At 66.9% G+C, this 24,938-nt stretch carries 21 protein-coding genes and 1 tRNA gene; 12 read left to right on the top strand and 10 right to left on the bottom strand.

The genetic code is table 11. From position 1 onward, the window contains the following. Positions 1-41 precede the first annotated feature (41 nt). From QGN31_RS24075 to QGN31_RS24060, 4 genes are all read left to right on the top strand, one after another. A complete protein-coding gene (locus QGN31_RS24075) occupies positions 42-500 on the top strand; it encodes a nucleoside deaminase (protein WP_008263147.1) in 459 nt (152 codons plus the stop codon). A 29-nt stretch (positions 501-529) separates the two neighbouring features. Next, positions 530-619 (top strand) — tRNA-Ser (locus QGN31_RS24070). Between the two features lie 119 nt (positions 620-738). After that, positions 739-1,743, top strand: coding sequence for a glycoside hydrolase family 6 protein (locus QGN31_RS24065; RefSeq protein WP_014378884.1), 1,005 nt, complete (start codon positions 739-741; stop codon positions 1,741-1,743). Positions 1,744-1,874: 131 nt separating this feature from the next. Continuing rightward, positions 1,875-2,348, top strand: coding sequence for a CAP domain-containing protein (locus QGN31_RS24060; protein ID WP_026071064.1), 474 nt, complete (start codon positions 1,875-1,877; stop codon positions 2,346-2,348). Between the two features lie 59 nt (positions 2,349-2,407). Here the strand turns inward: QGN31_RS24060 and QGN31_RS24055 are convergent, their stop codons facing one another. The 4 genes from QGN31_RS24055 to QGN31_RS24040 form a co-directional block, all read right to left on the bottom strand. Then, positions 2,408-2,938, bottom strand: a complete 531-nt coding sequence (locus QGN31_RS24055; RefSeq protein ID WP_225330913.1) for a hypothetical protein — start codon at positions 2,936-2,938, stop codon at positions 2,408-2,410. Positions 2,939-3,529: 591 nt separating this feature from the next. After that, complete coding sequence (locus QGN31_RS24050; RefSeq protein ID WP_008263153.1) at positions 3,530-5,143, bottom strand: putative alpha/beta hydrolase; 1,614 nt, start codon at positions 5,141-5,143, stop codon at positions 3,530-3,532. A 137-nt stretch (positions 5,144-5,280) separates the two neighbouring features. Further along, a complete protein-coding gene (locus QGN31_RS24045; protein ID WP_008263154.1) occupies positions 5,281-6,414 on the bottom strand; it encodes a cellulase family glycosylhydrolase in 1,134 nt (377 codons plus the stop codon). A 257-nt stretch (positions 6,415-6,671) separates the two neighbouring features. Further along, a complete protein-coding gene (locus tag QGN31_RS24040; protein WP_008263155.1) occupies positions 6,672-7,157 on the bottom strand; it encodes an NINE protein in 486 nt (161 codons plus the stop codon). 124 nt (positions 7,158-7,281) lie between these two features. On the opposite strand from QGN31_RS24040, the gene QGN31_RS24035 reads away from it, so the two are divergent. The 4 genes from QGN31_RS24035 (at position 7,282) to QGN31_RS24020 (ending at position 11,245) form a co-directional block, all read left to right on the top strand. After that, entirely contained in the window at positions 7,282-7,668 is a 387-nt protein-coding gene (locus QGN31_RS24035; protein ID WP_008263157.1) for a DUF2237 family protein, read from the top strand. A 100-nt stretch (positions 7,669-7,768) separates the two neighbouring features. Continuing rightward, entirely contained in the window at positions 7,769-9,040 is a 1,272-nt protein-coding gene (locus tag QGN31_RS24030; protein WP_014383659.1) for a sulfotransferase family protein, read from the top strand. 14 nt (positions 9,041-9,054) lie between these two features. Then, on the top strand, positions 9,055-10,293 hold the full coding sequence (locus tag QGN31_RS24025; RefSeq protein WP_008263162.1) for an MBL fold metallo-hydrolase: 1,239 nt from the start codon (positions 9,055-9,057) through the stop codon (positions 10,291-10,293). A 1-nt stretch (position 10,294) separates the two neighbouring features. Beyond that, complete coding sequence (locus QGN31_RS24020; protein WP_008263164.1) at positions 10,295-11,245, top strand: LLM class flavin-dependent oxidoreductase; 951 nt, start codon at positions 10,295-10,297, stop codon at positions 11,243-11,245. Here the strand turns inward: QGN31_RS24020 and QGN31_RS24015 are convergent. Further along, positions 11,242-11,901, bottom strand: coding sequence for a GntR family transcriptional regulator (locus QGN31_RS24015; protein WP_008263165.1), 660 nt, complete (start codon positions 11,899-11,901; stop codon positions 11,242-11,244). The two genes, QGN31_RS24020 and QGN31_RS24015, sit on opposite strands and share 4 nt — an antisense overlap. A 67-nt stretch (positions 11,902-11,968) precedes the next feature. On the opposite strand from QGN31_RS24015, the gene QGN31_RS24010 reads away from it, so the two are divergent. From QGN31_RS24010 to QGN31_RS24000, 3 genes are read left to right on the top strand one after another with little or no spacing between them, the layout of a single operon-like run. Beyond that, positions 11,969-13,333: an LLM class flavin-dependent oxidoreductase gene (locus QGN31_RS24010; protein ID WP_008263166.1), complete on the top strand. Its 1,365-nt coding sequence runs from the start codon at positions 11,969-11,971 to the stop codon at positions 13,331-13,333. Continuing rightward, positions 13,326-14,510: a CaiB/BaiF CoA transferase family protein gene (locus QGN31_RS24005; protein ID WP_014378888.1), complete on the top strand. Its 1,185-nt coding sequence runs from the start codon at positions 13,326-13,328 to the stop codon at positions 14,508-14,510. Before QGN31_RS24010 ends, QGN31_RS24005 begins: the two co-directional genes overlap by 8 nt. An 18-nt stretch (positions 14,511-14,528) precedes the next feature. Next, positions 14,529-15,443, top strand: a complete 915-nt coding sequence (locus QGN31_RS24000; protein ID WP_009956718.1) for an HpcH/HpaI aldolase/citrate lyase family protein — start codon at positions 14,529-14,531, stop codon at positions 15,441-15,443. A 100-nt stretch (positions 15,444-15,543) separates the two neighbouring features. Here the strand turns inward: QGN31_RS24000 and QGN31_RS23995 are convergent, their stop codons facing one another. The 4 genes from QGN31_RS23995 to prpD are packed head-to-tail and all read right to left on the bottom strand — an operon-like array spanning position 15,544 to position 22,479. Further along, positions 15,544-18,927, bottom strand: coding sequence for a pyruvate carboxylase (locus QGN31_RS23995; protein WP_014941148.1), 3,384 nt, complete (start codon positions 18,925-18,927; stop codon positions 15,544-15,546). Between the two features lie 5 nt (positions 18,928-18,932). Then, positions 18,933-20,060, bottom strand: coding sequence for a bifunctional 2-methylcitrate synthase/citrate synthase (locus QGN31_RS23990; RefSeq protein ID WP_009956716.1), 1,128 nt, complete (start codon positions 20,058-20,060; stop codon positions 18,933-18,935). Further along, positions 20,057-20,974 carry a methylisocitrate lyase gene (prpB, locus tag QGN31_RS23985; RefSeq protein WP_014710817.1) on the bottom strand — a complete coding sequence of 306 codons (918 nt, stop codon included), beginning with the start codon at positions 20,972-20,974 and terminating at the stop codon, positions 20,057-20,059. Before prpB ends, QGN31_RS23990 begins: the two co-directional genes overlap by 4 nt. Then, complete coding sequence (gene prpD, locus QGN31_RS23980) at positions 20,974-22,479, bottom strand: 2-methylcitrate dehydratase PrpD (protein WP_014710818.1); 1,506 nt, start codon at positions 22,477-22,479, stop codon at positions 20,974-20,976. Before prpD ends, prpB begins: the two co-directional genes overlap by 1 nt. Positions 22,480-22,589: 110 nt before the next feature. On the opposite strand from prpD, the gene QGN31_RS23975 reads away from it, so the two are divergent. After that, positions 22,590-24,023 carry a short-chain fatty acyl-CoA regulator family protein gene (locus QGN31_RS23975; protein ID WP_008263181.1) on the top strand — a complete coding sequence of 478 codons (1,434 nt, stop codon included), beginning with the start codon at positions 22,590-22,592 and terminating at the stop codon, positions 24,021-24,023. Here QGN31_RS23975 and QGN31_RS23970 read toward each other — a convergent pair. Beyond that, the gene (locus QGN31_RS23970) at positions 24,013-24,891 is read right to left on the bottom strand and encodes a PfkB family carbohydrate kinase (RefSeq protein ID WP_014710819.1); all 879 of its coding nucleotides are present in this window, start codon (positions 24,889-24,891) and stop codon (positions 24,013-24,015) included. The two genes, QGN31_RS23975 and QGN31_RS23970, sit on opposite strands and share 11 nt — an antisense overlap. Positions 24,892-24,938 lie beyond the last annotated feature (47 nt).

The raw sequence follows: 24,938 nt of genomic DNA, 5'->3' as shown, positions 1-24,938 counted from the left end.
TGGAGCCGGGCGCAGCGGGTCGCCGCCATCAGGATCGGTCGGTGATTCCTGACGAACAGCTGATCCGCTCCGCGCTGTCGGTCGCCGCGACGGCGGGTCCCCGCGATGTGCCCATCGGCGCGGTCGTGATCAGCGCCGACGGCACCGAGTTGGCCCGCGCCGTGAATGCCCGCGAGGCCCTGGGCGACCCGACCGCCCACGCCGAGATCCTCGCGCTGCGCGCGGCCGCCGAGGTGCTCGGCGACGGGTGGCGGCTCGAGGGCGCCACGTTGGCCGTGACTGTCGAACCGTGCACCATGTGCGCGGGTGCGCTGGTGCTGTCGCGCATCGGGCGGCTGGTGTTCGGCGCCTGGGAACCCAAGACGGGCGCGGTCGGATCGCTGTGGGACGTGGTCCGCGACCGGCGGCTCAATCACCGGCCGGAAGTGCGCGGCGGTGTCCTGGCACAGGAGTGCGCGGCGCCGCTGGAGGCGTTCTTCGCCCGCCAGCGATTGGGGTGAGAGGCATGCCGTTCGGTAAGCTGCTCGGCGGTGGCGTGTCCGAGCGGCCTAAGGAGCACGCCTCGAAAGCGTGTGACGGCTAAAACCGTCCGAGGGTTCAAATCCCTCCGCCACCGCCACAAACTACCGGCGCCCCGTCGCAGGTAGATCGTGCTCTCACGATGCACCGATCGTGCGCGCGCCGACCGGTCGCCACCCTCGTTGGCGCTCGATGGTTCGACCCACTAATTTTCCTGAGGTGACGTTCTCAGCTGCTCGTGCAGTCGCACGATGGATCACCCCGTTCCTGACGATCACCGCCGTCGCCGGCATCGGCCTTGTCTGCGACCCGGTGCCGGTCCGTCCCGCCCCGACGGTGCGTTTGGCCTCCGATGGCAACCCACTGGACGGGGCGCCGTTCTACGTCAACCCCACGTCGGCGGCCATGCGCGCCGCCCAGAGCGCCGATCCGCCGAGTGCCGAGTTGACCGCGATCGCCAATACGCCGCAGGCGTACTGGATCGTCCCGGGCGGTTCCGCAGCAACGGTCGGGAAGTACGTCGGCGACGCGGCCGCCGCCGGCGCCATCCCGGTGCTGGCGATCTACGGAATCCCCCATCGCGACTGCGGCAGCTTCGCCGCGGGCGGCATGGGGTCGGGCGCCGACTACCGGAGCTGGATCGATGGGATCGCCGGCGGCGTGGGCACCTCGCGGGTGGCGATCATCGTCGAGCCCGATGCGCTCGCCATGGCCGACTGCCTCTCGGGTGATCAGCGCCAAGAACGGTTCGATCTGGTTCATTACGCCGTCGACACGCTGACGAAGGATCCGAACGCGGCCGTGTACATCGATGCGGGTCACCTGCGTTGGCACAGTGCCGAGGACATGGCCGCCAGGCTGAATCAGGCCGGCGTCGGTCACGCGCGGGGCTTCAGCGTCAACACCGCGAACTTCTTCACCACCGAGGACGAAATCGGTTACGGCGAAGCGATTTCGGGACTCACCAACGGTTCGCACTACGTGATCGACACGTCGCGCAACGGTGCCGGACCGGCGCCTGATTCCGAGCTCAACTGGTGCAATCCCAGCGGCCGAGCGTTGGGCACCCCGCCCACCGCCTCGACCGCGGGTGCGCACGCCGACGCCTACCTGTGGATCAAACGTCCCGGCGAATCCGACGGGACGTGCGGCAAGGGTGATCCGCCGGCGGGCCACTTCGTGAATCAGTACGCCATCGATCTGGCCCACAACACCGGCCACTAGCAGGGCCTTTGGCTTAGCCTCGCCGTCGGCGGCTGCCGAACGGATCTGTTATTCGCGACCGCCGATGGTTGCAAGTGGGTAACATTTTGTTATCTGAAACAGATAAAGCCAGTATGCGGTACGAGGCAAACATGACGAGGAAAGTTGCGTTCTACGCAATCTTCTCGATCTGCACTGCCTTCATTACTGTTTCCGGTGCAGACGGGTTCGTTGCGCACGCCGACGATGCGGGGAGCGCGGTGTACAGCGGCGTCAACCAGCTTCGCCAGGGATGCGGACCGATCACCGACGACCCGCGTCTGACGGAAGCCGCCCAGCGGCATGCCGACGACATGCTGCGCAGCGGGGTCAGCGGACACATCGGCTCGGACGGCTCGTCGCCGCAGGCACGGATCGCGCAGGCGGGCTATCGGAGCCGCTCCACGGGTGAAATCGTCTTCTGGGGCACCGGATCCGCCGCGAATCCCCGTGAGGCCCTGGACATGTGGATGCAAAGTCCCCCGCACCGGGCGATCATCCTGAATTGCGCATTCAACGCAGGCGGCTTCGCCACCGCACGGGACGGCAACAAAATGACCGTCGTCGGCGACTTCGCGGCTTCGTAAACCCTTTTGGGTCAAGCGGTTTCGGATCGCCGCCGTGGGCAAACCGGTTTAGTTGTGCCCTAAAAAGCCACGCTGCCAGAGGGTTTGAGCACAAATCCGTGCTCGCCGCTGCTGGTGTCCAGGCAGGCGACGAGGCGGTCAGGACCCACTACGCACGTCGCGTCGCGGAAGTTCACCTTCTGTCCGATGTTTAACAATGTCCCGTGGGTATACGGCACACCACATTTGTTACCTGTCATGCTGATCGCATATGTGGGTGCTGATCGTACGCCCGTTGCTTTGCCGACCATGCAGGGATTCGCGTCCGGCATGTCCCCTAGGCAATTGATGTCTTGCGATTGCCACACCGGTACGGGCTCGCCGGCCTCAAACCAACATTGGATGTTGTAAGGGGTCGAAAAGTAGGCGTACCGCAATCCTTTCGGCGGAATTTCGATGTAGTTATCGATTGATACCGGGGTGAACTCGTCGAGCTTAGGGAAGCCGGGCGGCTGTGCGACGGCGTGTTGCGACGGCGACGTACAGGACACGGACACCAAGACGAAGATTAAGGCAAACGATCGAGTAGTCAGGCGTGCGACGGTAGGCATTCGAAACCTCCTCCGAATCATGGTCGGACGCTGAAGCGGTCGCCTACCGCCTGATTGACAGTCACACGTGAGGCAGCCAACCAGAACCATGTGGCGACAGGACGAAGCCACGGCCTTGGGGGTCTTTGCATGCGGTCGTGCCTGAGTTATCGACCCCGCAAATGATGCCGTCGACGGTGATGGAATGCAGTGGGGGCAACGTCTTGAGTGGATGGCCATAGACCTGGCCGTTAGGCGCGATCGGGTCGCCGGATTGAGCCAGTCCAGAGGCGGTCCCAATCGCGTTCACCGTGCCGGCCCCGCTGGCTGGCGGGACCGCGGGAAAATTATTGCCTGTGCATTGTGCTTCCCCGGAGAAGAAATCGCACGTGATTCCATCCGGGGTAAGGAAATAGACCATGTTGAGCGGTGCACGCCCCGTGTTGGGAAGCCCAATCGTGTAGTCCGCAACCGTCACGGGTGAATACCCGCTGATGTCCGGAAATGCAGGCGCGTCGGCGCGAGCGTTGCAACTAGTCATAAACGCGGTGAGAACCCCGGCAGCGACAGCGAGCGTCCTACTGATCATTTCTGGTCCTATCGGCGGGTAGATTAGCGGTTTGCGTTTACCTGGAATTGCCGAGTGTTGTACGGGGTGTTGGTCGTTGTGTTCCATTGACTTACGAACAGATTCAGCTTATCCAGCGTGGATCCAGGCAGGATATACCCACCGTAGTTCTGGGGTACAAAGTTTGGCCCCTGCGGATTGCTCTGCTGTGCAACAACTGTCGGCCCGACGCTCAACACTTTAGTGGGTTCATCCACCACCCGAACTTCGACATTTCCAGTGCCCTGATTGAAACCCGACAGCACCGCCTTGCCGTCGACCTCCCTGAAACTGAGTTCGCCGAAGGGTGTGCGGCTTATCGGAGCGGTGGCGACTCCGCCGGCTTGGCCCCAGCCGGTTCCGTTCCAGGGCTGCCAACTGCCGCGATTGAACACTTTGTCAGGATCCGCGCGGTACATGGTGATGCCTCGGCTGCGGTCGAAGGAATCAGCGGCGATGTAGACTTTGCCGTCCGAGCCCTTATAGCCGCTGATCTGGGTGGGCGCCTCTCCCGCGGCGCGATACGAGCCTGGCACCATTGTCCACCCTTTGCCCGGGTCACCGTTGACTTCGACCAGCCACGAAGCCGCCGGCTTAAGGTTCCCCGTCGTGCCGGTCACCATCATGTACGTTTTGTCGCCCAGGGTGACCGTTCCGGCTGGCAACGTGTCGCTGATTCCGGCCTTGACCGCCTCCGACGGCATTGTGAAGAGCTCGCGGCCACTATTCTCGGGGCCCGTTAGTGGCGCACCAAAATGCGGACGTCCGTCGGCGTCGAAGGTCACCGGTACGGCCACAGATCGATAGTGTTCGTCCTCACCGACTTTGTTGCCGGAGAACGAATCCCCAAAAATCGCGAGATATTTTCCCGGCTGTCCGGGGATCTCGACCACTTCTCCTAAGTCCGCCGCCCCGATACCCGGGATGCCGGGAATGCCGCCGGTACCGGCGATCGGCCCGAGGTCTCTCACCTCACCCGGTTTCAGCGGGCTTTCGATCCACTCGTCTACAGCTTTCGGTGGGTCGTAACCGTCGGTATGCAGGGCACCCATGGCTCTACGGAGAGTGTCGGAGTACCCGTTGCGAATTGACGTCATTTGTTTGACGGCATCGCGGACGTCGTCCACGGCATCGGCGTGCGCGTCGTCGTACAGTCTCAACAGCTTCTGGCGTTCCGACTCGGGCAGATGGGAGGCCAATTCCTTCTTGATCGCGGTCATGAGGCTGTCGAGGCCTCGGAGCTCACTGTCCAGCAGGGCGATCTCTCGAGCTCCTTGTTTCTGCGCGTCGGCCAACGCGGCGGCGATCGTTTCCAATTCAGCACCGATCTTCGGCAGCTGCTCGGACTGCGCACCGAGCATTTTGGTCACCCGCTGCACTTCGTCAGAATCGTTGATGGGGTGGCCACCATCCTGATGGTTCCAGGCGGCGGCGAACCGTTTTCGCGCTTGCTCGAATGCATGGTCGGCTTCGGCGGTGTGTCGACCCGCGCCATGAAAGGCCTCCGCCAACTGCGAAATCTGTAACGGGCTACCCGCCTGCAAGTTCTGATTGATCGCCCACGGATCGCCGCCGGCCGACGCGATCAGTTCCGCTTCGCTCAGGTTCGCCAGCGTCATGGCGTCGCGGGCAGATGGCCAACACCGACGATCATCGCCGCCCCCTTCTGAGCTGGCATAAACGCTACTACTGGCAGCGCGACGGCGATCGTTGAATGGTCAAAGCCCAGGCGGGCCGGTTGGCCCGCCTCTGCTTGTCAGGCCTGGCTTCCGGCCAGCTTCCGGACGGTCAAAACCTCGATGTCTTGGAACGGACGTCCCTCGGGCCGGATCAAGTCGTGGAACCACACCTTCGGAACCGTCGTGGCCGGGTGATCCCACGTTTCCCAGGGGAAGTAGGTCTGGGTCTTGCCGGCAACCAGGCCCCAGTTGATCGCGCCGACGTTGAGGCGTTTGGCGACGGGCAGGATGCTCTGTACGGTGCTGCCCCGGGGCCGAGCCATGTATTCCGTGCACAGGATCGGCCGGCCCATCGGCGTCAGCTCGTTGATGCGCGACTCGAACCCGGCGGGCTCAGCGTAGGAATGGAAGGTGACCACGTCGGAGTTGGCGAGCTGGATGTCGCTGATTGCGCTGCGGCCCTGGGGTTGTCCCCAGTCGCCCCGCCACACTCCACTCGTGAGCGGCTGGCTCGGATCCACCGCGCGCGCCCACCGAAACACCTGGGGGAGCAGGTCGGCGACGAGTTGCTCCTTATCGCTTCTTTCGGTGTTGCGGTATTGGCGTGCCGGGTTGTCGGGTTCATTCCAGAGGTCCCAGCCCAAAACCCGGTTGTCGTTACGGAATTGGGTCATCACCGCGGTGACGTAGTCGCGCATCACCGGGACGTAGCGGGGGTCGCCGAGGCGCTCGGCACCCGGGCTCTGCGCCCAGCCCGAGTTGTGCACACCGGGGCGCGGCGCGCGCTGTCGACCCGCGCGGGGTTGCGGATCCCAGCAGGAGTCGAAGAAGACAAACAGCGGTTTGATGTGATGACGGGCCGCGATGTCGACGAATTGCCCTAGGCGCGTTTGGAACCCGCGCTGGTCGGCGGCCCACAGCTGATCATGGAGGAAGACCCGCGCGGTGTTGTGGCCATAGAACTGAGCCCAGCCGAGCTCGGTGTCGATGCGCCGCGGGTCGAAGGTATCGGCCTGAAACATCTCGAACTGGTTGATGGCGCTCGCGGGAATGTAGTTTGCTCCGACGAGCCAGCCCTGCGCCTGATACCACCGGTTGGCGCGATCGGGGGACCACCGGCCCGCCTCCTCCGCGGAGGCCCTGGGTACCCGGGTAACTGCGGCGCCCGCCGCCAACAGCAGAGGGAGTTTCAGGGCCGTTCGTCGTTCCACGATGTGACGATAAGTTTCCGGGGCGATTTCCCTGGGATTTGCTCAGCGCGTCGCGAGAGCTTGAGATAACAATTGTTCCCGCACCGTAATCGGGGTCGCCGAAAGTCGGCACCCACCCGCCATCGTGACCAATCCGTAACCATCGACTCCGGCGCGCCCCGGGCCGTCGTGCATGCCGGCCGGGTTAAAATGTCCCCGACTGTGCGCCAAAACCGTTGCAGGCCAACCGAACCCGATAGCCCTCTTATATGGAGGGCCTAGCGCAGCTTGCGGCCGTGGTTGTCTTTGACGCTGCCGGTGAAGATCAGGATCGCGTCGACGATCGCCCAGATGATCCCGCCGAGCAGGACCGGGAATCCCAGAAAACAGAACAGGCTGAAGACAATTCCGAACAGCCCCACGCACAGCTGGGCCACGGCGATCTGAGTCGAGTCGATGTAAAAGCGGCCGACACCGAACAGGCCGAGGAAGAGCTGAAGTAAGCCGGCGGTGGTGGCGGACTTATCCGACAGGGGCAGCCCGGTAACGGGATCACGGCCGAACGGCGCCTGCGGGTCGACGTAGCCCGGGTACCCGCCATAGCCCGGATAGCCCGGGTACCCGGGGTAACCCTGCGGCGACGGATACCCCGGCGGTGGCGGAGGCGGGCCCTGCGGATTCGGCTGCGGACCGTAACCGGGCGGCTGCCATCCCCACGGTGGTTCATCGGCGGGATTTCCGGGCGGGTTGGGCGGCGTCGACATCGATTCGAGTTAACACGCCCGCCGTTCGGCCGTCCACATCGGGCTCCAAGGCGCCGGCGCGGAAAATCCTTGGGCGCAGTCGGCAAATTGCTTCAAACTTCACCGCGAGAGCAATACTGGACGGGTGCCTGATCGAAATGTGCTGGGCGGTCCGCTGGAACCGTGCGGCACAGACCCGCTGACCGGTTTCTACCGCGACGGCTGTTGCTCAACCGGGCCTCAGGACCTTGGACGGCACACCATTTGCGCGGTGATGACCGCCGAGTTCCTGGAGCACCAGCGCTCCATTGGCAACGACCTGTTGACGCCGGTTCCCGAGTATCGGTTCCCGGGCCTGCTGCCCGGCGACCGCTGGTGCGTGACCGCGCTGAATTGGCTGCGGGCTCACCACGACGGGTGTGCGGCGCCGGTGGTGCTGGCATCCACGCACGAGAGCACCCTCGAGGTGGTCCCCCTGGAGGCGCTGCAGGCGCACAAGATCGACGTGCCCGACGATCTGGCCAACCTGTAGCTGGGTGACCGCTGGCCGGGATGGTGGGTGAACCACGGAATAGCGCCGCGTCTAGCCTCGGTGTCATCTTTCTCACCTGACGCGTCGAAGAGGGGTTGCGGTGGGTTCTGCGGTTGACGACATCGACTTCGACGACCTGACCGCGCCCCGGCTGACCGACGTCCAGCGCCAGATCCTGGAGTTCACCGAGGCCAAGCGCGTCGACCTCGACGTCGACCGGATGCTCGCGGAGGCCGTCGAACAGACCGGCCTAAAGACCGCAGCCGCCGATCTTGACGACGCCGACGGCTTCGCTGACCGGCTGCGCGCGCACGTCGCGGCGATCGAAGCCGACGATGGCCTGCGCCAGCTCACCCGCGGTTCGCTGCGGCAGCGGATCGTCCGCCTGCTGCGTAACCGGTTGTCGCTCACCGAGCTGATCACGCGGTACCCCGAGATCGAATCCATCCCGATCGAGAGGCCTTTCATCGTGGTCGGGATGCCGCGGTCGGGCACCACGCACCTGGTGAATCTCATTGCCGCCGACCCGCGCAGGCGCGCGCTGCCGTACTGGGAGAGCCAGGATCCCATCCCCGCTCGTGGGCAGGGGCCCGACGTGTTCGGCGTGGACCCCCGTTACGCGCGAGCCAAAGCAGAACACGAAGCGCTGATGGCCAGCGCGCCCGTGGTGGCCGCCATGCATGACCGCTTCCCCGAGGCGATCGAGGAGGAGGTGGAACTCCTCGACCTCGATCTGGCCTCCTATGTCCTGGAATGGCATGCGCGGGTGCCGGATTGGCGCGACTACTACCTGAGCCTCGACCAAACCCGCCACTATGCCTACATGCGCAAGGTGCTGCAGGCGCTCACCTTTCTGCGGGGTCCGCGCACCTGGGTCCTCAAGAGTCCGCAGCACTGCGAGCAGCTCGGCCCGTTGATGGCGACGTTCCCCGACGCGACGGTGGCTTTCACGCACCGCGACCCGGTCGCGGTGATCCAATCGGCGATCACGATGATGGCCTACTCGGATCGGCTGCGCCGCAACAGCATTGATCCGCAGTGGCTGCTGGAATATTGGAGCGATCGCGTGCATCGTCTGCTGAGCGCATGCGTGCGTGACCGCGACCTGGTGGACACCGAACGCAGCATCGACGTCAACTTTCATCAGCTGGGTGGCAACGAGATGCCGGTGCTCGAGCGGCTGTATCACTGCGGCGGTGTCGAATTGCCGCAGCAAGTGCGCGACGGCTTCCAGCGCTACCTGGACGGCAATCCACGAGGCAAGCACGGCCGCATCCATTACGAACTGCAACGGCACTTCGGCGTCTCCGCCGACGAACTCCGCGGCCGGTTCGGCTTCTATTTCGACAAGTTCGACGTCCGACCCGAATAAAGGAGTCAGCAGCGATGACCGAACCCGTCTATCGCGGCAGGCCCGGAGCCGACGCGATGCGCCCGGCGTCCGCGGAGAAGGCGGATGAGATCGCCCCGGGATTGTGGTGCTCGCCCGGGCTGTCCAACTCGTACCTGCTCACCACCGCGCAGGGCCGGGTGATCGTCAACACCGGCATGGGTTTCGAGGGGCCGGTGCATCGCGCCAACTTCGACGCCGTGGACTCCTCGCCGGTGCGCTACATCATCTTCACCCAGGGCCACGTCGACCATGTCGGCGGCCTGGACAGCGTGCGCGACCCCGACACGACCGTTGTCGCGCAAGCGAACTGGACGGCGTGGCGAGACGACAACGAACGACTGATCCCCTACCGCGCCAGCCGCAGCGCGTTCGCGTTCAAAGACACGCTGGCCGACGGCATCCAAGCCATCCAACGGCGCCTGGGGACCGCGCAGCTGGCGGGCCAGAGCGTGCCCGTCGTCGACCTCGACTTCGAGGACACGCTGACGCTGGAGCTCGGCGGCCGGCGGATGGAACTGATCTCGGTGCAAGGTGGGGAGACCACCGACTCGCTGGTGGTCTGGCTCCCCGACGAACGAATCTGCCTGTGCGGAAACACCTTCGGCCCCCTGTTCGGGCACATCCCCAACCTCGTCACCATGCGGGGCGACCGCTACCGGGACGCGTTGACGGCCATTGCCTCGGTGGAACGGGTCCGCGACCTGCACCCCGAGCTGCTCGTGACGGGTCACTTCGCGCCCGTCGCGGGGGCCGAGCGCATCAACGCCGAGCTGACCCGGCTGCGCAACGCCATCCAGTACATCCACGATCAGACGGTCGCCGGAATGAATGCCGGAAAGGATGTCCGCACCCTGATGCGCGAGATCACGTTGCCCGCGGAATACGAAGTGGGCCAGGGCTATGGGAAGGTCGCCTGGGACGTGCGGGCCGTCTGGGAGAACTACTCGGGCTGGTTCCACCACGAGTCGACCACCGAGCTGTACCCGGTCGGATTCGACGCCGTCGCGGCCGACGTGGTCGAGTTGGCCGGCGCCGATGCGCTCCTGGATCGCGCCCGGGCGCACCTGGCCGCCGATCGGGCACTGCACGCCATCCACCTCGCCCAGCTCGTGCCCGCCGAGCATTCGGGGGCTCGCGATGTGCTCCGGCAGGCGCATGAAAAGCTTCTCGCAAGCAGCACGAACTTCTGGGAAAGCGCGTGGCTGCGCAACCAGATTGCGAGGAACTCATAGCATGTTGCTGACGGTCCTGCGCTTCAATTTCGCCTCGCCGCAGGGGGATCCGCGCGTGCAGGGCGAACTGCTGTCCGCAGCGCTCGAACTGGCGCAGTGGGGTGAGTCGCACGGCATCACGTCGATCAGTGTCGACGAGCATCACGCGACCGGGCACGGGTGGAGCTGCAACCCGATCATGGCCGCGGCGATGTTCTTGGCCCGCACCTCGACACTGATCGCCAGCGTCGATTGCGCGTTGGGCCCGCTGTGGAACCCCGTCCGCCTTGCCGAAGACATCGCGCTCGTCGACAACATGAGCCGCGGCCGGCTGCACACCACGGTGGGCCTGGGATACCGCACGGTCGAATACGATGCGCTGGGAGCCGATTTCACGCGACGTGGCGCGCTGATGGACGGCCTGCTCGAGCGGATGCTGGCGGTGTGGTCCGACATTGGCACGTGGACCCGGCCGCATCCACCGCTGTACGTCGGCGGTGGCGCGCGTGCCACCGCGCGCCGCGCCGCCCGGTTCCGGCTGCCGCTCAGCCTGGCCGATCACCTGCCCGAGATCGCCGCCTACTACCGCGAGCTGTGCGCCGAGGCCGGCATGGCGCCGTTCATTCTCATGCCGGGACCGATCAACCGCGGAATGATCTACCTGCACGAGGACCCCGAGCGGGCGTGGGCGGAACTGGGCGACCACATCCTGTGGGAGGCAGTCACTTACGGCGGATGGTCCACCGATCAACGCTCGCTCATGCACCTTCCGGGTGTGCAGACCCTGGATCAGGTCAGGGCATCGGGGCGATACCGCTTCCTGACTCCAGATCAGCTGATCTCGGAGGTGCGCGAGGCGCAGAACTACGGGCCGCTCGTCATGCACCCCCTGGTCGGTGGCATGCCGGTCGACGAAGCGTGGAAATCGGTGCAATTGCTCACCGACAAGGTGCTGCCCGCGCTGGCGGGCTAGACGTCGCGGCGCTGCTCGAGCCAGTCGGCCAGCGAGCGGCCGGCATCCAAGACGTGCCGTTCGGCGATCGCACGGGCGCGTTCGGCGTCCTTGTCGCCCAGCGCATCGAGGAGCTGTTGATGTTCGTCGAGCGAATGCTTTTCGTGCTCGGGGAAAAGCGTGAGGAAGTTGCTCGGCACCACGCGCGCGACCTGCTTGATCTGGTTCAGCAGGCGAGGGGAGTGCGCCGCGCGATGGATCATCTGATGGAAATGCCAGTTGGCCTCTCCGATGGAGTCGTCACCGGATCGCGCGACCACGTCGGCGGCGAGTTCCCTGAGCGTGGCGAGTTCGGCGGGCTCGATCCGCTCGGCGGCCCACGCCGCGGCCTGCCCGGTCAGCACGCCGAGAATCGTGAAGCTGTCCAGGACGTCGCCCGGGCTGATGCCGACCACCGTCACCCCGCTGCGCGGGGCGACCTGAACCAGGCCCTCGAACGACAGCTCCAGCAACGCCTCGCGCACCGGCGTGCGGCTGGTCGCGAATTCCTCGGTGATGGCGTCGAGATCGACCCGGGAGCCGGCCGGCAGCACGCCGGTCAGAATGCGGTCGCGAAGCTCCCGGGCGGCGCGCTCTCGGACCGTCCCGGAGATGTCGATCCCTGAGGTCGAAGCCACCTGGGCATAATACCAAACGACAGATCTAGCATTTGATATCTGAAATATCAGATGTTACGTTTCAAGCATGCGCACCGACAAAATGGCCCTCGTGGCCTTCATGCAGGCCGGCAGCACCTCGGTCTACGCGGGCTCATGGCGGCACCCCGCGACCGAACACCGGTACCTGGACGCGTCCTACTACGCGAAGATCGGCCGCCAGCTCGAAGAGGGTTGCTTCGACCTGATGTTCTTCGACGACCGCTTGGCCATGCCCGGCGTCTACGGCGGATCGGTAGGCGAGGCCGTGCATTACGGCGCCCGCCCGGTCAAGCTGGACCTCAGTGTGATTCTCGGGGTGCTGGCGCAGGCCACGTCGAAGATCGGGCTGGGCGCCACCTACTCGACCACCTACTACCAGCCGTTCCACGTGGCGCGCACGTTCGCCTCGCTCGACCACCTGTCGGGCGGCCGCGCGGCGTGGAACGTGGTCACCTCCGTCAACGACAGCGAGGCGCAGAACTTCGGGGTCGACGCCCACCTCGGTCACGACGAACGGTACGACCGCGCCGACGAATTCATGGACGTGGTGACCGGCCTGTGGGACACCTGGGAGGACGAAGCCGTCCTGCACGACCGGGCTTCCGGGCAGTTCGCCGACCCCAACAAGGTGCACGAGCTGGGACACGTCGGCCAGTTCTTCTCCGCCCGTGGACCGTTGACGGTGCCGCGGACCCCGCAGGGCCGCCCGGTCATCATCCAGGCCGGATCGTCGGGCCGCGGCCGCGAATTCGCTTCTCGGTGGGCCGAATTGATCTTCACCGGCGACCCGGGCATCGAGGTCGCACGCAACCACTACGCCGATCAAAAGGACCGCATCGCCGACGCGGGCCGCGATCCGGCCGCCGTGCGCATCTGCCCCATGGCCTACGCGGTGGTGGGCGAATCCGAGGCCCACGCCAAGGATCGCGAGGCCATGTTCCTCAACGACCTCGTGCATCCGATGGCGTCGCTGACGCTGCTGTCCGAGCTGATGAACTACGACTTCGCGCAACACGATCTCGACGACCCGGTGACCGACGAACTGCTCGCCTCGGTCTCCGGCATCCGCGGCCTGGTGCAGAACCTGCGCACCCATATCGGCGGGGACACGGTCACCTTGCGCGACCTCGCCAACCATCGCGCCACACTGCTGCAGGGGCCGCGCTTCGTCGGCACCGGCGAACAGGTCGCCGATCAGATGGCCGACTGGTTCGAAAGCGGCGCGTGTGACGGATTCGTCTTGGCCGCAACGCATCTGCCCGGTGCATTCGAGGACGTCGTGCGCATGGTGGTGCCGGAGCTGCAGCGCCGCGGCCTGTTCCGCACGGAATACGAATCCTCCACGCTGCGCGGCCATCTCGGGCTGCAGCGTCCGTCGAACAGCCGGGTGGCCGCCGGTGCCCATGCTTGACGGGCTGCGGGTGCTCGACCTCGCCACGTTGGCCGCCGCGCCGCTGGTGGCCACCTATCTCGGGGAGTTCGGCGCCGACGTGATCAAGGTCGAAGAACCGCGCCACGGCGACCCGATCCGCGGCTGGGGCAACCAGCGCGACGGTGTCGGCCTGATGTGGAAGTCGATCGCGCGCAACAAGCGGTCGATCACGCTCGACTTGCGGTGCGCCGAAGGGCAGGAGCTGGTGCGCCGCCTGGTGGAGCACGCCGATGTCGCCATCTTCAACACCCGCCCCCAGACCTTGCGCAAGTGGGGCCTCGACTACGAGAGCCTGCGCGCGGTCAACGAGCGGATCGTGATGCTGCACATCACCGGGTACGGGCTGAGCGGGCCGAAGAGCGAGCGCCCCGGGTTCGGCACGCTGGGCGAGGCGATGAGCGGGTTCGCGCACATCACGGGTCAGGCCGGCGCGCCGCCGACGCTGCCGCCGTTCATGTTGGCCGACGGCGTCGCGTCGCTGAACGCCGCGTACGCGGTGATGATGGCGCTGTATCACCGCGACGTGCACGGCGGGCCCGGACAACTGATCGACGTCAACCTGATCGACCCGCTGGCCCGGCTGCTGGAACAGACGCTGCTGGGCTATGACCAGTTGGGCCTGGTGCCCGAGCGGGCCGGCAACCGGTGGGACATTTCGGCGCCGCGCAACACCTATCGCACCGCGGACGGCAAGTGGCTGGCCATGTCCGGCAGTTCGCCGGCGTTGGCGCTGCGGGTGTTCCGGGCGATCGGCCGCCACGATCTGCTGGACGACGCCGACTTCTCCGACCCGCAGCGACGGTTGGCGCGGGCCCGCGAGGTCGACGCCGTGGTCGCCGATTGGGTTGCCACCAAAACACTTTCGGAGGCGATGGACGCCTTCGAAGCGCACGAGGTGGCCGCCGCGCCGGTCTATGACATCAGCGACCTGGTCGCCGACGAACAGCTGGCGCATCGTGGGGTGTTCATCTCCGTCGACGACCCACAACTCGGACCCATGACGGTGCAGGCCCCCGTGCCGCGGTTCTCGTCAGCCCCCGGCACGGTCGGGCATCTGGGGCCGCGCCTCGGCGAGCACAACACCGAGGTATACGGGGATCTGCTCGGCATGAGCCACGACGAAATCGACGACCTGCGCGCCCGTGGCGTGTTGTGACAGAAGGAAATTGAAACGATGACGAATCTTCTCCGCCGCTCCGAGCTCGCGGTGCCCGCCTGCAGCGACAACATGTTCGACAAGGCGGCCGGGTGCGGTGCCGACCTGGTGTTCCTCGACCTCGAGGACGCCACGCCCGCCGCGTTCAAGGAGGAATCGCGCGGCAAGGCGATCAGCGCGCTCAACGACCTGGACTGGGGCCGCACCGTGCGGGCGGTGCGGATCAACGGCCTGGACACCCGGTGGTGCCACGACGACGTCATCGAGGTGGTGACCAGGGCCGGCCGCAACCTCGACACCATCATCATCCCCAAGGCCCGCACCGCCCGCGACGTGTGGTGGGTGGACGTCCTGCTCACCCAGCTGGAATCAAAACTGAACCTGGACAAGCGGATCCGGCTCGAGGTGCTGATCGAAGAGGTCGAAGGTTTGGCCAACGCCGAAGAGATCGCGGCGGCCAGCGATCGCCTCGACGCCCTGATCTTCGGGGTGGGCGACTTCTCGCTGTCACAGGGCGCGCGGGTGGACACCAACTTCGTCCCGCTGGGCGAGTATCCGGGCGAGTTCTGGGCCTACGCGCGCAACAAGGTGATCGTCGCCGCGCGCATCGCGGGCATCGACGCGATCGACGCGCCGTACCCCGACTACCGCGACCTCGCCGGGTATGAGCGCGACGCCCGGCGCGCGTCGCTGCTCGGCTACACCGGGAAGTGGGCCATCCACCCCGACCAGGTTCCGGTCGCCAACGAGGTCTACGCCCCGACCGCCGACGAGATCGCCCGCGCCGAAGCCAACGTCGCCGCCTATCGGGAGGCCGAGGCCAAAGGCCGGGGAGCCGTCGGGGTGAACGGCGTCCTGGTCGACGCCGCCCACGTCAAGCAGGCGGAGCAGACGCTGGCGCGCGCGGCCCTGATCAAGGCCAGGCACGTTTGATGGCGGCGACCCGCTGCGCCCGGCTACGGCCTATAGCGGCGACCCGCTGCGCCCGGCTACGCCGCGCTTGCGATCGCCGCGGCCGCGCTTGCGATCGCCGCTAGTCGATCACCACCAGGAGGTCGCCGCCCTCGACTTGTGCGGTGCGCGACACCGCGATTCGCGCGACCTTGCCGGCCTTGGGGGTGGTGACGGCGGCCTCCATCTTCATGGCCTCGATCGTCGCGATCGTCTGGCCGGCCTCGACCTCCTCGCCGACCTCGGCGGTGACCGTGACGACGCCCGCAAAGGGGGCGGCGACGTGATCGGGATTGGCGCGGTCGGCCTTCTCGGCGGCCGGGACGTCGGTGGCGATGCTGCGGTCGCGCACCACGACGGGCCGCAGCTGACCGTTGAGGATGCACATCACGGTGCGCATGCCGCGTTCGTCGGGGTCGGAGATGGCCTCCAACCCGATCAGCAGCTCCACACCGCGCTCCAGCTCCACGCGATGCTCGTCCCCCTGGCGCAGCCCGTAGAAGAACTGGTTGGCGCTCAATCCGGAGGTGTCGCCGTAGGCCTCGCGGTGGTCCTCGAGCTCTTTGGCCGGCCCGGGGAACAGCAGCCGGTTCAGCGCCGCCTGCCGTTCGGCGCCCGGTGTGGCCAACGCCTTTTCATCGTCGGCCGTCAGCGGCTGCTCGGGCTTGACCGGGCCGCGGCCGTCTAACGCCTTGGTACGCAACGGCTCCGGCCAGCCGCCGGGCGGATCGCCGAGTTCGCCGCGCAGGAACCCGATCACCGAATCCGGGATGTCATAGCGCGCGGGATCTTCGGCGAAGTCTTGCGCGCTGACGCCCGCCCCGACCAGCGCCAGCGCCAGGTCGCCGACCACCTTGCTCGACGGCGTGACCTTGACGAGGTGCCCGAGGATGGCGTCGGCGCCGGCGTAGGCGTTTTCGATGTCCTCGAACCGGTCGCCGAGACCCAGCGCAATGGCCTGCTGGCGCAAGTTCGACAGTTGGCCACCGGGGATCTCGTGGTGGTAGACGCGGCCCGTCGGGGACGGCAGCCCGGATTCGAACGGCGCGTACACCTTCCGCAGCGCCTCCCAGTACGGTTCCAGGTCGCACACCGCCCGCAGCGACAACCCGGTGTCGTAGTCGGTGTTGGCGGCGGCGGCCACGATCGATGACAGCGCGGGCTGGCTGGTGGTCCCCGCGAGCGGGGCAGCGGCACCGTCGACGGCGTCGGCCCCCGCGTGCCAGGCCGCCACGTAGCTCGCGAGTTGTCCGCCCGGGGTGTCGTGGGTATGCACGTGCACCGGCAGGTCGAACCGGGATTTGAGCGCCGAGACCAGCGTCGCGGCGGCCGGCGCGCGTAACAACCCGGCCATGTCCTTGATCGCCAGGACGTGCGCGCCCGCTTCGACGATCTGTTCGGCCAACTTGAGGTAATAGTCGAGCGTGTAAAGCTTTTCGGCCGGATCGCTGAGATCCCCGGTGTAGGACATCGCCACCTCGGCCACCGCCGCCCCGGTGTCGCGCACCGCGTCGATGGCCGGGCGCATCGAGTCGACGTTGTTCAACGCGTCGAAGATCCGGAAGATGTCGATGCCGGTGGCCGTCGCCTCCTCGACGAACGCCGTCGTCACCGTCTCCGGATAGGGCGTGTAGCCGACGGTGTTGCGTCCGCGCAGCAGCATCTGCAGGCAGATGTTGGGCATCGCCTCCCGCAGCGCCGCCAGCCGCTCCCACGGGTCCTCCTTCAAGAACCGCAGCGCCACATCGTAAGTCGCGCCGCCCCAGCACTCCACCGACAACAGTTGCGGCATGGTCCGCGCGAGGTAGGGTGCGACCTTGATCAGGCCGCTGGTGCGGACGCGGGTCGCCAGCAGCGACTGGTGCGCGTCGCGGAACGTGGTGTCCGTGACGGCGACGCCGCGCGACTCGCGGAGCCAGGCCGCGAATCGCTGGGGTCCGAGTTCGGTCAGACGCTGCTTGGAGCCCGCGGGTGGGTCGGTCGACAGGTCGATGTCGGGCAGCTTGTCGTGCGGGTACACCGTTGACGGGCGCTCACCGTGGGGCTTGTTGACGGTGACGTCGGCCAGGTAGTTGAGGATCTTGGTGCCGCGGTCGGCCGAGCTGCGCGCGGTGAGCAGCTGCGGGCGTTCCTCGATGAACGACGTGGTGATGCGCCCGGCCTGGAAGTCGGGGTCGTCCAGGACCGCTTGCAGGAAGGGGATATTCGTCGACACACCGCGGATGCGGAACTCCGCGACCGCCCGCCGGGCGCGGCGCACCGCGGTGGGGAAGTCGCGGCCCCGGCAACTGAGCTTGATCAGCATCGAGTCGAAATGCGCGCTGATCTCCGCGCCCAGGGTGGTGCCGCCGTCCAGTCGTATTCCCGCGCCGCCCGGGGTGCGGTAGGCGGTGATGCGGCCGGTGTCCGGGCGGAAACCGTTCGCCGGGTCTTCGGTGGTGATGCGGCATTGCAGCGCCGCGCCGTGCGGGACGATCGAACCCTGGTGCAGGCCAATCTCTTCCAGCGTTTGACCGGACGCGATGCGCAGCTGGGCGGACACCAGGTCGACGTCGGTGATCTCCTCGGTCACCGTGTGCTCCACCTGGATGCGGGGATTCATCTCGATGAACACGTGATCGCCGCGTTCGTCGAGCAAGAACTCGACCGTGCCCGCGCAGGTGTAGCCGATGCTTCGCGCGAACGCCACCGCGTCGGCGCAAATACGTTCGCGCAGTTGTGGATCCAGGTTCGGCGCCGGGGCGATCTCGATCACCTTCTGGTGCCGCCGCTGCACGCTGCAGTCCCGTTCGTAGAGGTGGATCACGTTGCCGTGGTTGTCCGCCAGGATCTGGACCTCGATGTGGCGCGGGTTGATCACCGCCTGTTCGAGAAACACCGAGGCATCCCCGAAGGCGGATTCGGCCTCCCGGCTGGCCGCCTCGATCGCCTCCGGCAGCGCCGCGGGGTCGGTGACCCGGCGCATCCCGCGGCCGCCACCACCGGCGACCGCCTTGACGAACAGCGGAAATGTCATCGACTCGGCGGCTGTCACCAGCTCGTCCACCGATGTCGAGGGCGCCGAGGACGCCAGCACCGGCAGGCCCGCCGCCCGCGCCGCCGCGATCGCGCGCGCTTTGTTGCCGGTGAGCTCGAGCACCTCGGCGCTCGGGCCGACGAACGTGATGCCCGCGGCCGCGCACGCCGCCGCCAGGTCCGGGTTCTCGGACAGGAACCCGTAGCCCGGGTAGATGGCGTCCGCCCCGCACGCCTGCGCCGTGGCGACGATGTCGTCGACCGACAGGTAGGCGCGGACCGGGTGGCCCTCCTCACCGATCTGGTACGACTCGTCGGCCTTGAGCCGGTGCACCGAATTGCGGTCCTCGTAGGGGTAGACCGCCACGGTGGCCATTTCCAGTTCGTAGGCGGCGCGGAAGGCGCGGATCGCGATCTCACCGCGATTGGCGACCAGGACTTTCGTCAACACGGTACTTACGATAGAGCGCGTTGCGGCGGTCCGACATACTCGCTCAGCGGACGGATCAACGCGTTCGACGCGGTCTGCTCGATGATGTGCGCCGTCCATCCGGTGATCCGGCTCATCACGAAAATCGGGGTGAAAGCCCCGATGTCGAAGCCCATCAGGTAATAGGCCGGGCCGGTGGGAAAGTCCAGGTTCGGCTTGATGCCATTGGCTTGGGCCATCCCCTTTTCCAGGACCTCGTAGATGTCAAGCCACCTCTGACCGTCGCGCGCCGCGGCGACGCGCGTGAGCGCCGCCTTCATGGTCGGCACCCGGGAGTCGCCGTTCTTGTAGACGCGGTGACCGAAGCCCATGATCTTGTCTTTGCGATCCAGCTTGCCAGACAACCACTCCGAAGCCCGTTCGGCGCTTCCGATTTCGATCATGTCGTGCATGACCGCTTCGTTGGCCCCGCCGTGCAGCGAGCCCTTGAGCGCACCGATGGCGGCCGTGACCGCGCTGTAGATGTCGGACTGGGTCGAGGTGACCACGCGCGCGGCGAAGGTGGAGGCGTTGAAGCTGTGCTCGGCGTAGAGCACCATCGACTGTTCGAACGCGTCGACGATCACCTGCTCGGGGACGTCGCCGAAGCACATGTGCAAGAAATTCTGGGCGTAGCTCATGTGGCTGTGGGGCGCGATGGGTTCCAGTCCGCGCCGGCGGCGCATGTCGGCCGCGACGACGGTGGGCAGCACCGCGAACATCCGCAAGGCCTTGGCGTAGTTGGCCCCCGGGCTGTTGTCGTCCTCATCGGGATCTTCGGCGCCCATCGAGCTGACGAAGGTGCGCACGACGTCCATGGGGTGGCAGGTGTCGGGCAACTTGGTCAGCAGCGACAACTGGGACCGGTTCAGCCGACGCGCCGCTCGTTCCCGCTGGGTGAACAGCGCCAGCTGCTGCTCGTCGGGCAACTCGCCGTGCCACAGCAGGTAGGCGACCTGCTCGAAGCTGCACGTGGCCGCGAGGTCCTGCACGGCGTACCCGCGGTAGGTCAGCGAGTTGGTCTCCGGGACGACCTTGGAGATGGCGGTGGTGTCGACGACGACGCCGGCCAGGCCTTTGTAAATGCGGGGCTTGTTGTCTTCGACGGTGCTCATGGCGCGACTCCTTGGACGGAAAAGTTGTAGAGGTCGGAATCGAATTGGGTGTAATCGGCGTAGCGCAGCAGTTCGTAGAGGCGGCTGCGGTGCTGCATCCGCTCGGTCAGGCCGGATTGTGTTCCGGTCTCGGCGATTTCGCGAAGGCCCGCCTCGACGGCGTGCATGGCCAGCCGCAGCGTGGTGACGGGGTAGATCACCACGTTGTAGCCGATGTCGGACAGCTGTTGGGTGGTCAGCAGCGGCGACTTGCCGAACTCGGTCATGTTGGCCAGCAAGGGTGTGTCCACCGCGGCGCGGAACCGCTCGAATTCCGTTGGGCTGCCCAAGGCTTCGGTGAAGATCAGGTCCGCACCCGCGTCGGCGTAGGCCTTGGCGCGCTCGATCGCCGCCCCCACCCCCTCGATGCCGGCGGCATCGGTGCGGGCGCAGACGATGAAATTCGGGTCGCGGCGCGCGGAGACGGCGGCCCGCAGCCGTTTGATCATCTCGCCGGCCGGCACCACGGCCTTGCCGTCGAGATGCCCGCAGCGCTTGGGGTTTTCCTGGTCCTCCAGGTGGCAGCCCGCCAGGCCGGCGTCCTCGAGCACCGTCACGGTACGCGCCGCGCTCATCGGCTCACCGAAGCCGGTGTCGGCGTCGATCAGGGTGGGCAGGTCGCTCACCCCCGCGATCTGGGCGCCTCGCCCGCTGACCTCGGTCAGGGTGGTCAGGCCGATGTCGGGCAGGCCGAGGTCGGCCGAAAGCGCCGCGCCCGACACGTACACGCCGTCGAACCCGAGCTCGGCGACGAGCTTGGCCACCAGTGGTGAGAAGGCGCCCGGGAACCGTTGCAGCCGACCGCTTTCCAGCGCGTCGCGGAACCGCGCCCGCTTGTCGGTCGCCGGAACGGCCCCGCCGATCAGCCCGCCCATCAGAAAATCCCCGGCCCGATCGCGGGCGCCTTGTCGAGAATCAGCGGAGCGACCGTGATGTTGAGCGCGCCCAAAGCGCCCGCCTGCAGGTCCGCCAGGGCTTCGGCCGCCGACAGGAACCGCTGCTGCTCGCCCTCGCCGACCACGCCCTCGGCCAGCTCGGTGAACTTCCCGACGTACTGCTTGCGCTCGAATGGCCGCGCCCCCAGCGGATGAGCGTCGGCGACGGCGAGCTCGTCGACGATGACCTCGCCGTTCTTGAGGGTGACCTCCGCGCGCGCGCCGAACGCCTTCTCCGCCGGATCGGTCGAGTGGTAGCGCCGGGTCCATTCGGGATCCTCGACCGTCGAGATCTTGTGCCACAGCTCGACGGTGTCGGGGCGACGCGCCCGCTGCGGCGCATACGAGCGCTCGTGATGCCAGGTGCCGTCCTGCAGCGCGACCGCGAAGATGTACATCACCGAGTGATCCAGCGTCTCGCGCGAAGCGTCGGGATCGAACTTCTGCGGATCGCCCGACCCGGTGCCGATCACGTAGTGGGTGTGATGGCTGGTGTGCAGCACGATGGTCGCGACCTGGTTCAGATCGCCGATCCGTTCGCGCATCCGGCGCGCGAGGTCGATCAGCGCCTGACTCTGATACTCCGCCGAGTGTTCCTTGGTGTAGCTGTCGAGGATGGCGCGCTTCGGCTCGCCGGGCTCGGGCAGCGGGACGTGATAGGTGTGCTCGGGCCCCGAAAGCAGCCAGCCGATCACGCCGTCCTCGCCCTCCCAGATCGGGGCCGGCGCGCCCTCACCGCGCATGGCGCGGTCGACGGCCTCGATGGCGACCTTGCCCGCCCAGGCGGGCGCGTACGCCTTCCAGCTCGAGATCAGGCCCTTGCGCGACTGCCGGGTCGACGTCGTCAGGTGCAGCGCCTGGCCGATCGCCTGATAGATGGTCTCTTTGTCCAGGCCCAACATCGTGCCCAGGCCGGCTGCCACCGACGGGCCCAGGTGCGCGACGTGGTCAATCTTGTGCTCGTGCAGGCAGATTCCCTTGACCAGGTCGATCTGGATCTCGTAGCCGGTCGCGATGCCCCGGATCAGGTCGGCGCCGCCGATCCCCAGGTGCTGCGCCACCGCCACCAGGGCGGGAATGTTGTCACCGGGATGCGAGTACTCGGCGGCCAGAAACGTGTCGTGGAAATCCAATTCGCGCACCGCGACGCCGTTGGCCCAGGCCGCCCACTCCGGGGAGTAGTCGCCCTCGATCCCGAAAACCTTGGCGCCCTTGGCCGCGGCGGGGTGCGCCCGCGCCTGAGCCCGCGCGACCGCCACCGGCCGGCGGAGCAGCGAGGCGGCCGAGACGGCGGCGTTGTCGATGATGCGGTTGATCACCATCGCCTCGACGTCGGCGGGCACGGCGACCGGGTCGGCCGCGACCTCGGCGATCTTCCACGCGAGGTGTTCACTGCGGGGGAAGTCGTCGGCGCTACGACGAGTCCGAACATCATGAATGCGCATAACTCGCACAGTACGCAGGGCTGAAGTCGGCGTAAATCCCCTGTAAAAGCGTAATCTTGTGTCCTTGTCCGCGGCAGTTTGCGAATGTTGTGAAAGGAGTTGGGCGTACGGTGGGTTCCGTGGCGAAGACGTTCGCCGGCGCGCGGCTACGGCGATTGCGCGAGGAACAGGGGCTGACCCAGGTGGCGCTGGCCCGCGTCCTGGGGCTGTCGACCAGCTACGTCAACCAGCTGGAAAACGACCAGCGCCCGATCACCGTTCCGGTACTGCTCACCCTCACCGAACGATTCGACCTGCCGAGTCAGTACTTCGCGCCGGAGTCCGACGCCCGCCTGATCTCCGACCTGCGGGAGGTGCTCGCCGAGGCGCCCGCGACGGCCGGGCAGGTCGAGGAGCTCGTCGCCCGCATGCCCGCGATCGGTCAGACCCTGGTCAACCTGCACAGGCGGCTGCACGACACGACGGCCGACCTGGAGGCCCTGCACAGCCGCGCGAATTCGGAAGTCTCGGACGCGTCGTCGCTGTCCCAGCAGCCGATGCCGTTCGAAGAGGTTCGCGATTTCTTCTACGACCGCAAGAACTACATCGGCGAACTGGATCTCGCGGCCGAAGAGCTGTTCACCAAGAACCACTTGCGAATCGGCGGACTCGACGGCCAGCTCGCAGAGCTGCTCGCCGAACAGCTCGGCGTCTCGGTGGTGATCGACGACGGTCAGGTGTTGGATCCCAACTCCAAACGCCGGTTTGCGCCCGAATCGAAAACCCTGTACCTGGCTCGGTGGCTGCATCCGGGCCAGCGTGCCTTTCAACTCGCCACCCAGATCGCCCTGCTCACCCAGGCCAAGTTGATCACCGGGATCATCGCCGGCGACGACCAGCTCAGCGACGACGCCCGCAGTGTGGCGCGCATCGGGCTGGCCAACTATTTCGCCGGCGCCCTGCTGCTTCCCTACCTGAGATTCCTCGAGGCCGCCGAGGACGTCCGCTACGACATCGACCAGCTGGCAAGGCGATTCGAGGTGGGATTCGAAACCATCTGCCACCGGCTGTCCACCCTGCAGCGCCCGAACGCGCGGGGCGTGCCGTTCATCTTCGTCCGCACCGACAGCGCCGGCAACATCTCTAAACGCCAATCCGCCACCGCTTTTCACTTCTCACGCGTCGGCGGCAACTGTCCGCTGTGGGTGGTCCACCACGCGTTCTCGCGGCCCGGCCAGTTTCTGACCCAAGTCGCGCAGATGCCCGACGAGCGCACCTACTTCTGGGTCGCGCGAACCACCACGACGGAGCCGAGCCGATACCTCGGCCCGGACAAGAGTTTCGCCATCGGACTGGGGTGCGACGTCGCGCACGCGGAGAAGCTGATCTACTCCGTCGGCATCGATTTGGGCGACGCCGAGTCGATCGTGCCGATCGGCGCCGGCTGCAAGATCTGCGACCGGCCCGCGTGCCCGCAACGCGCGTTCCCATACCTCGGCCATCCGGTGTACGTCGACCCCCACAGCAGCACCGATCTGCCGTATCCGCCGGCGATCACGCCTTGAGCGCGGTCAGGTCGGGCCGGCCGCCGAGGCGCTGAACGGTAGCGCTGGCGGCCGCGGCCGCAAGCTCGCCGGCCTCCGGTGGTGCGGCGCCATCACGCAGCGCGGCGATCAGCCCGGCCACGAACGCGTCGCCCGCGCCGGTCGGATCCACCACGTCGACGTCGGCGAATTCGAAGAGCCGGCTGCCACCGTCCCACGCCACCAGGTCACCGACCTTCGGAACCGCGAGGGCGACCAGTCCCGGACCGCAGGCCAACAGGCGGTCGGCCAGCTCGCGCGCCTGCGCCGCCGTGCCGATCTCCCGGCCCGCGATGAGCGAGGCTTCCGTGGCGTCGGCGCGGATCACGTCGACCGCCGCGAGCAGGTCGGCCCGAATGTGCTCGGCGGGCGCGCCGTCGGCCACGACGCGCAGACCCCGCCGCCGAGCGCGTTGCGCGGCTTCCAACGCGGTGGCCGGCGGCTGCTGCAGCTGAATGGAAACGGTGTCGGCGGTGTCGAACACGGACCGATCGAGGTCGGCGACTTGGATCAGCGAGCTTTCGGGCACGTCTTCGAGGAGCATGCGTTCCGGCGGTTTTGGGACCACATCGATCAACAGCGCCGTGGTGCCGCGACGCGCGACGCCGCCGACGTCGATGCCGTCCCGTTGGGCCTGCGCCAGGACCGACGTCCCCGCGTCGTCGTCACCGGCCACCGCGATGAGGGCGACCGGCACGCCCAGCTGCGCCAGGCCGACCGCCTGATTGGCGCCCTTGCCGCCCAGCAGCTCCTTGCGCTGCACGACCGTGGTGGAATCGTCGGTCGTCGGCGGCCCATCGGTACGCAGCACCAGATCGCGTGCGATCTGGCCGATCACGACAACGCCCATGGGTCCACAGTGCCCGGTCTTGACGGGCACGGCAACGCGATGATCGA

This window comes from Mycobacterium sp. 2-64, assembly GCF_035918375.1.
In the GTDB taxonomy this organism is placed as follows: Bacteria; Actinomycetota; Actinomycetes; order Mycobacteriales; family Mycobacteriaceae; genus Mycobacterium; species Mycobacterium intracellulare.
Note: the sequence above shows the minus strand (reverse complement) of the source record. Positions and strands in the feature narration are given on the sequence as shown.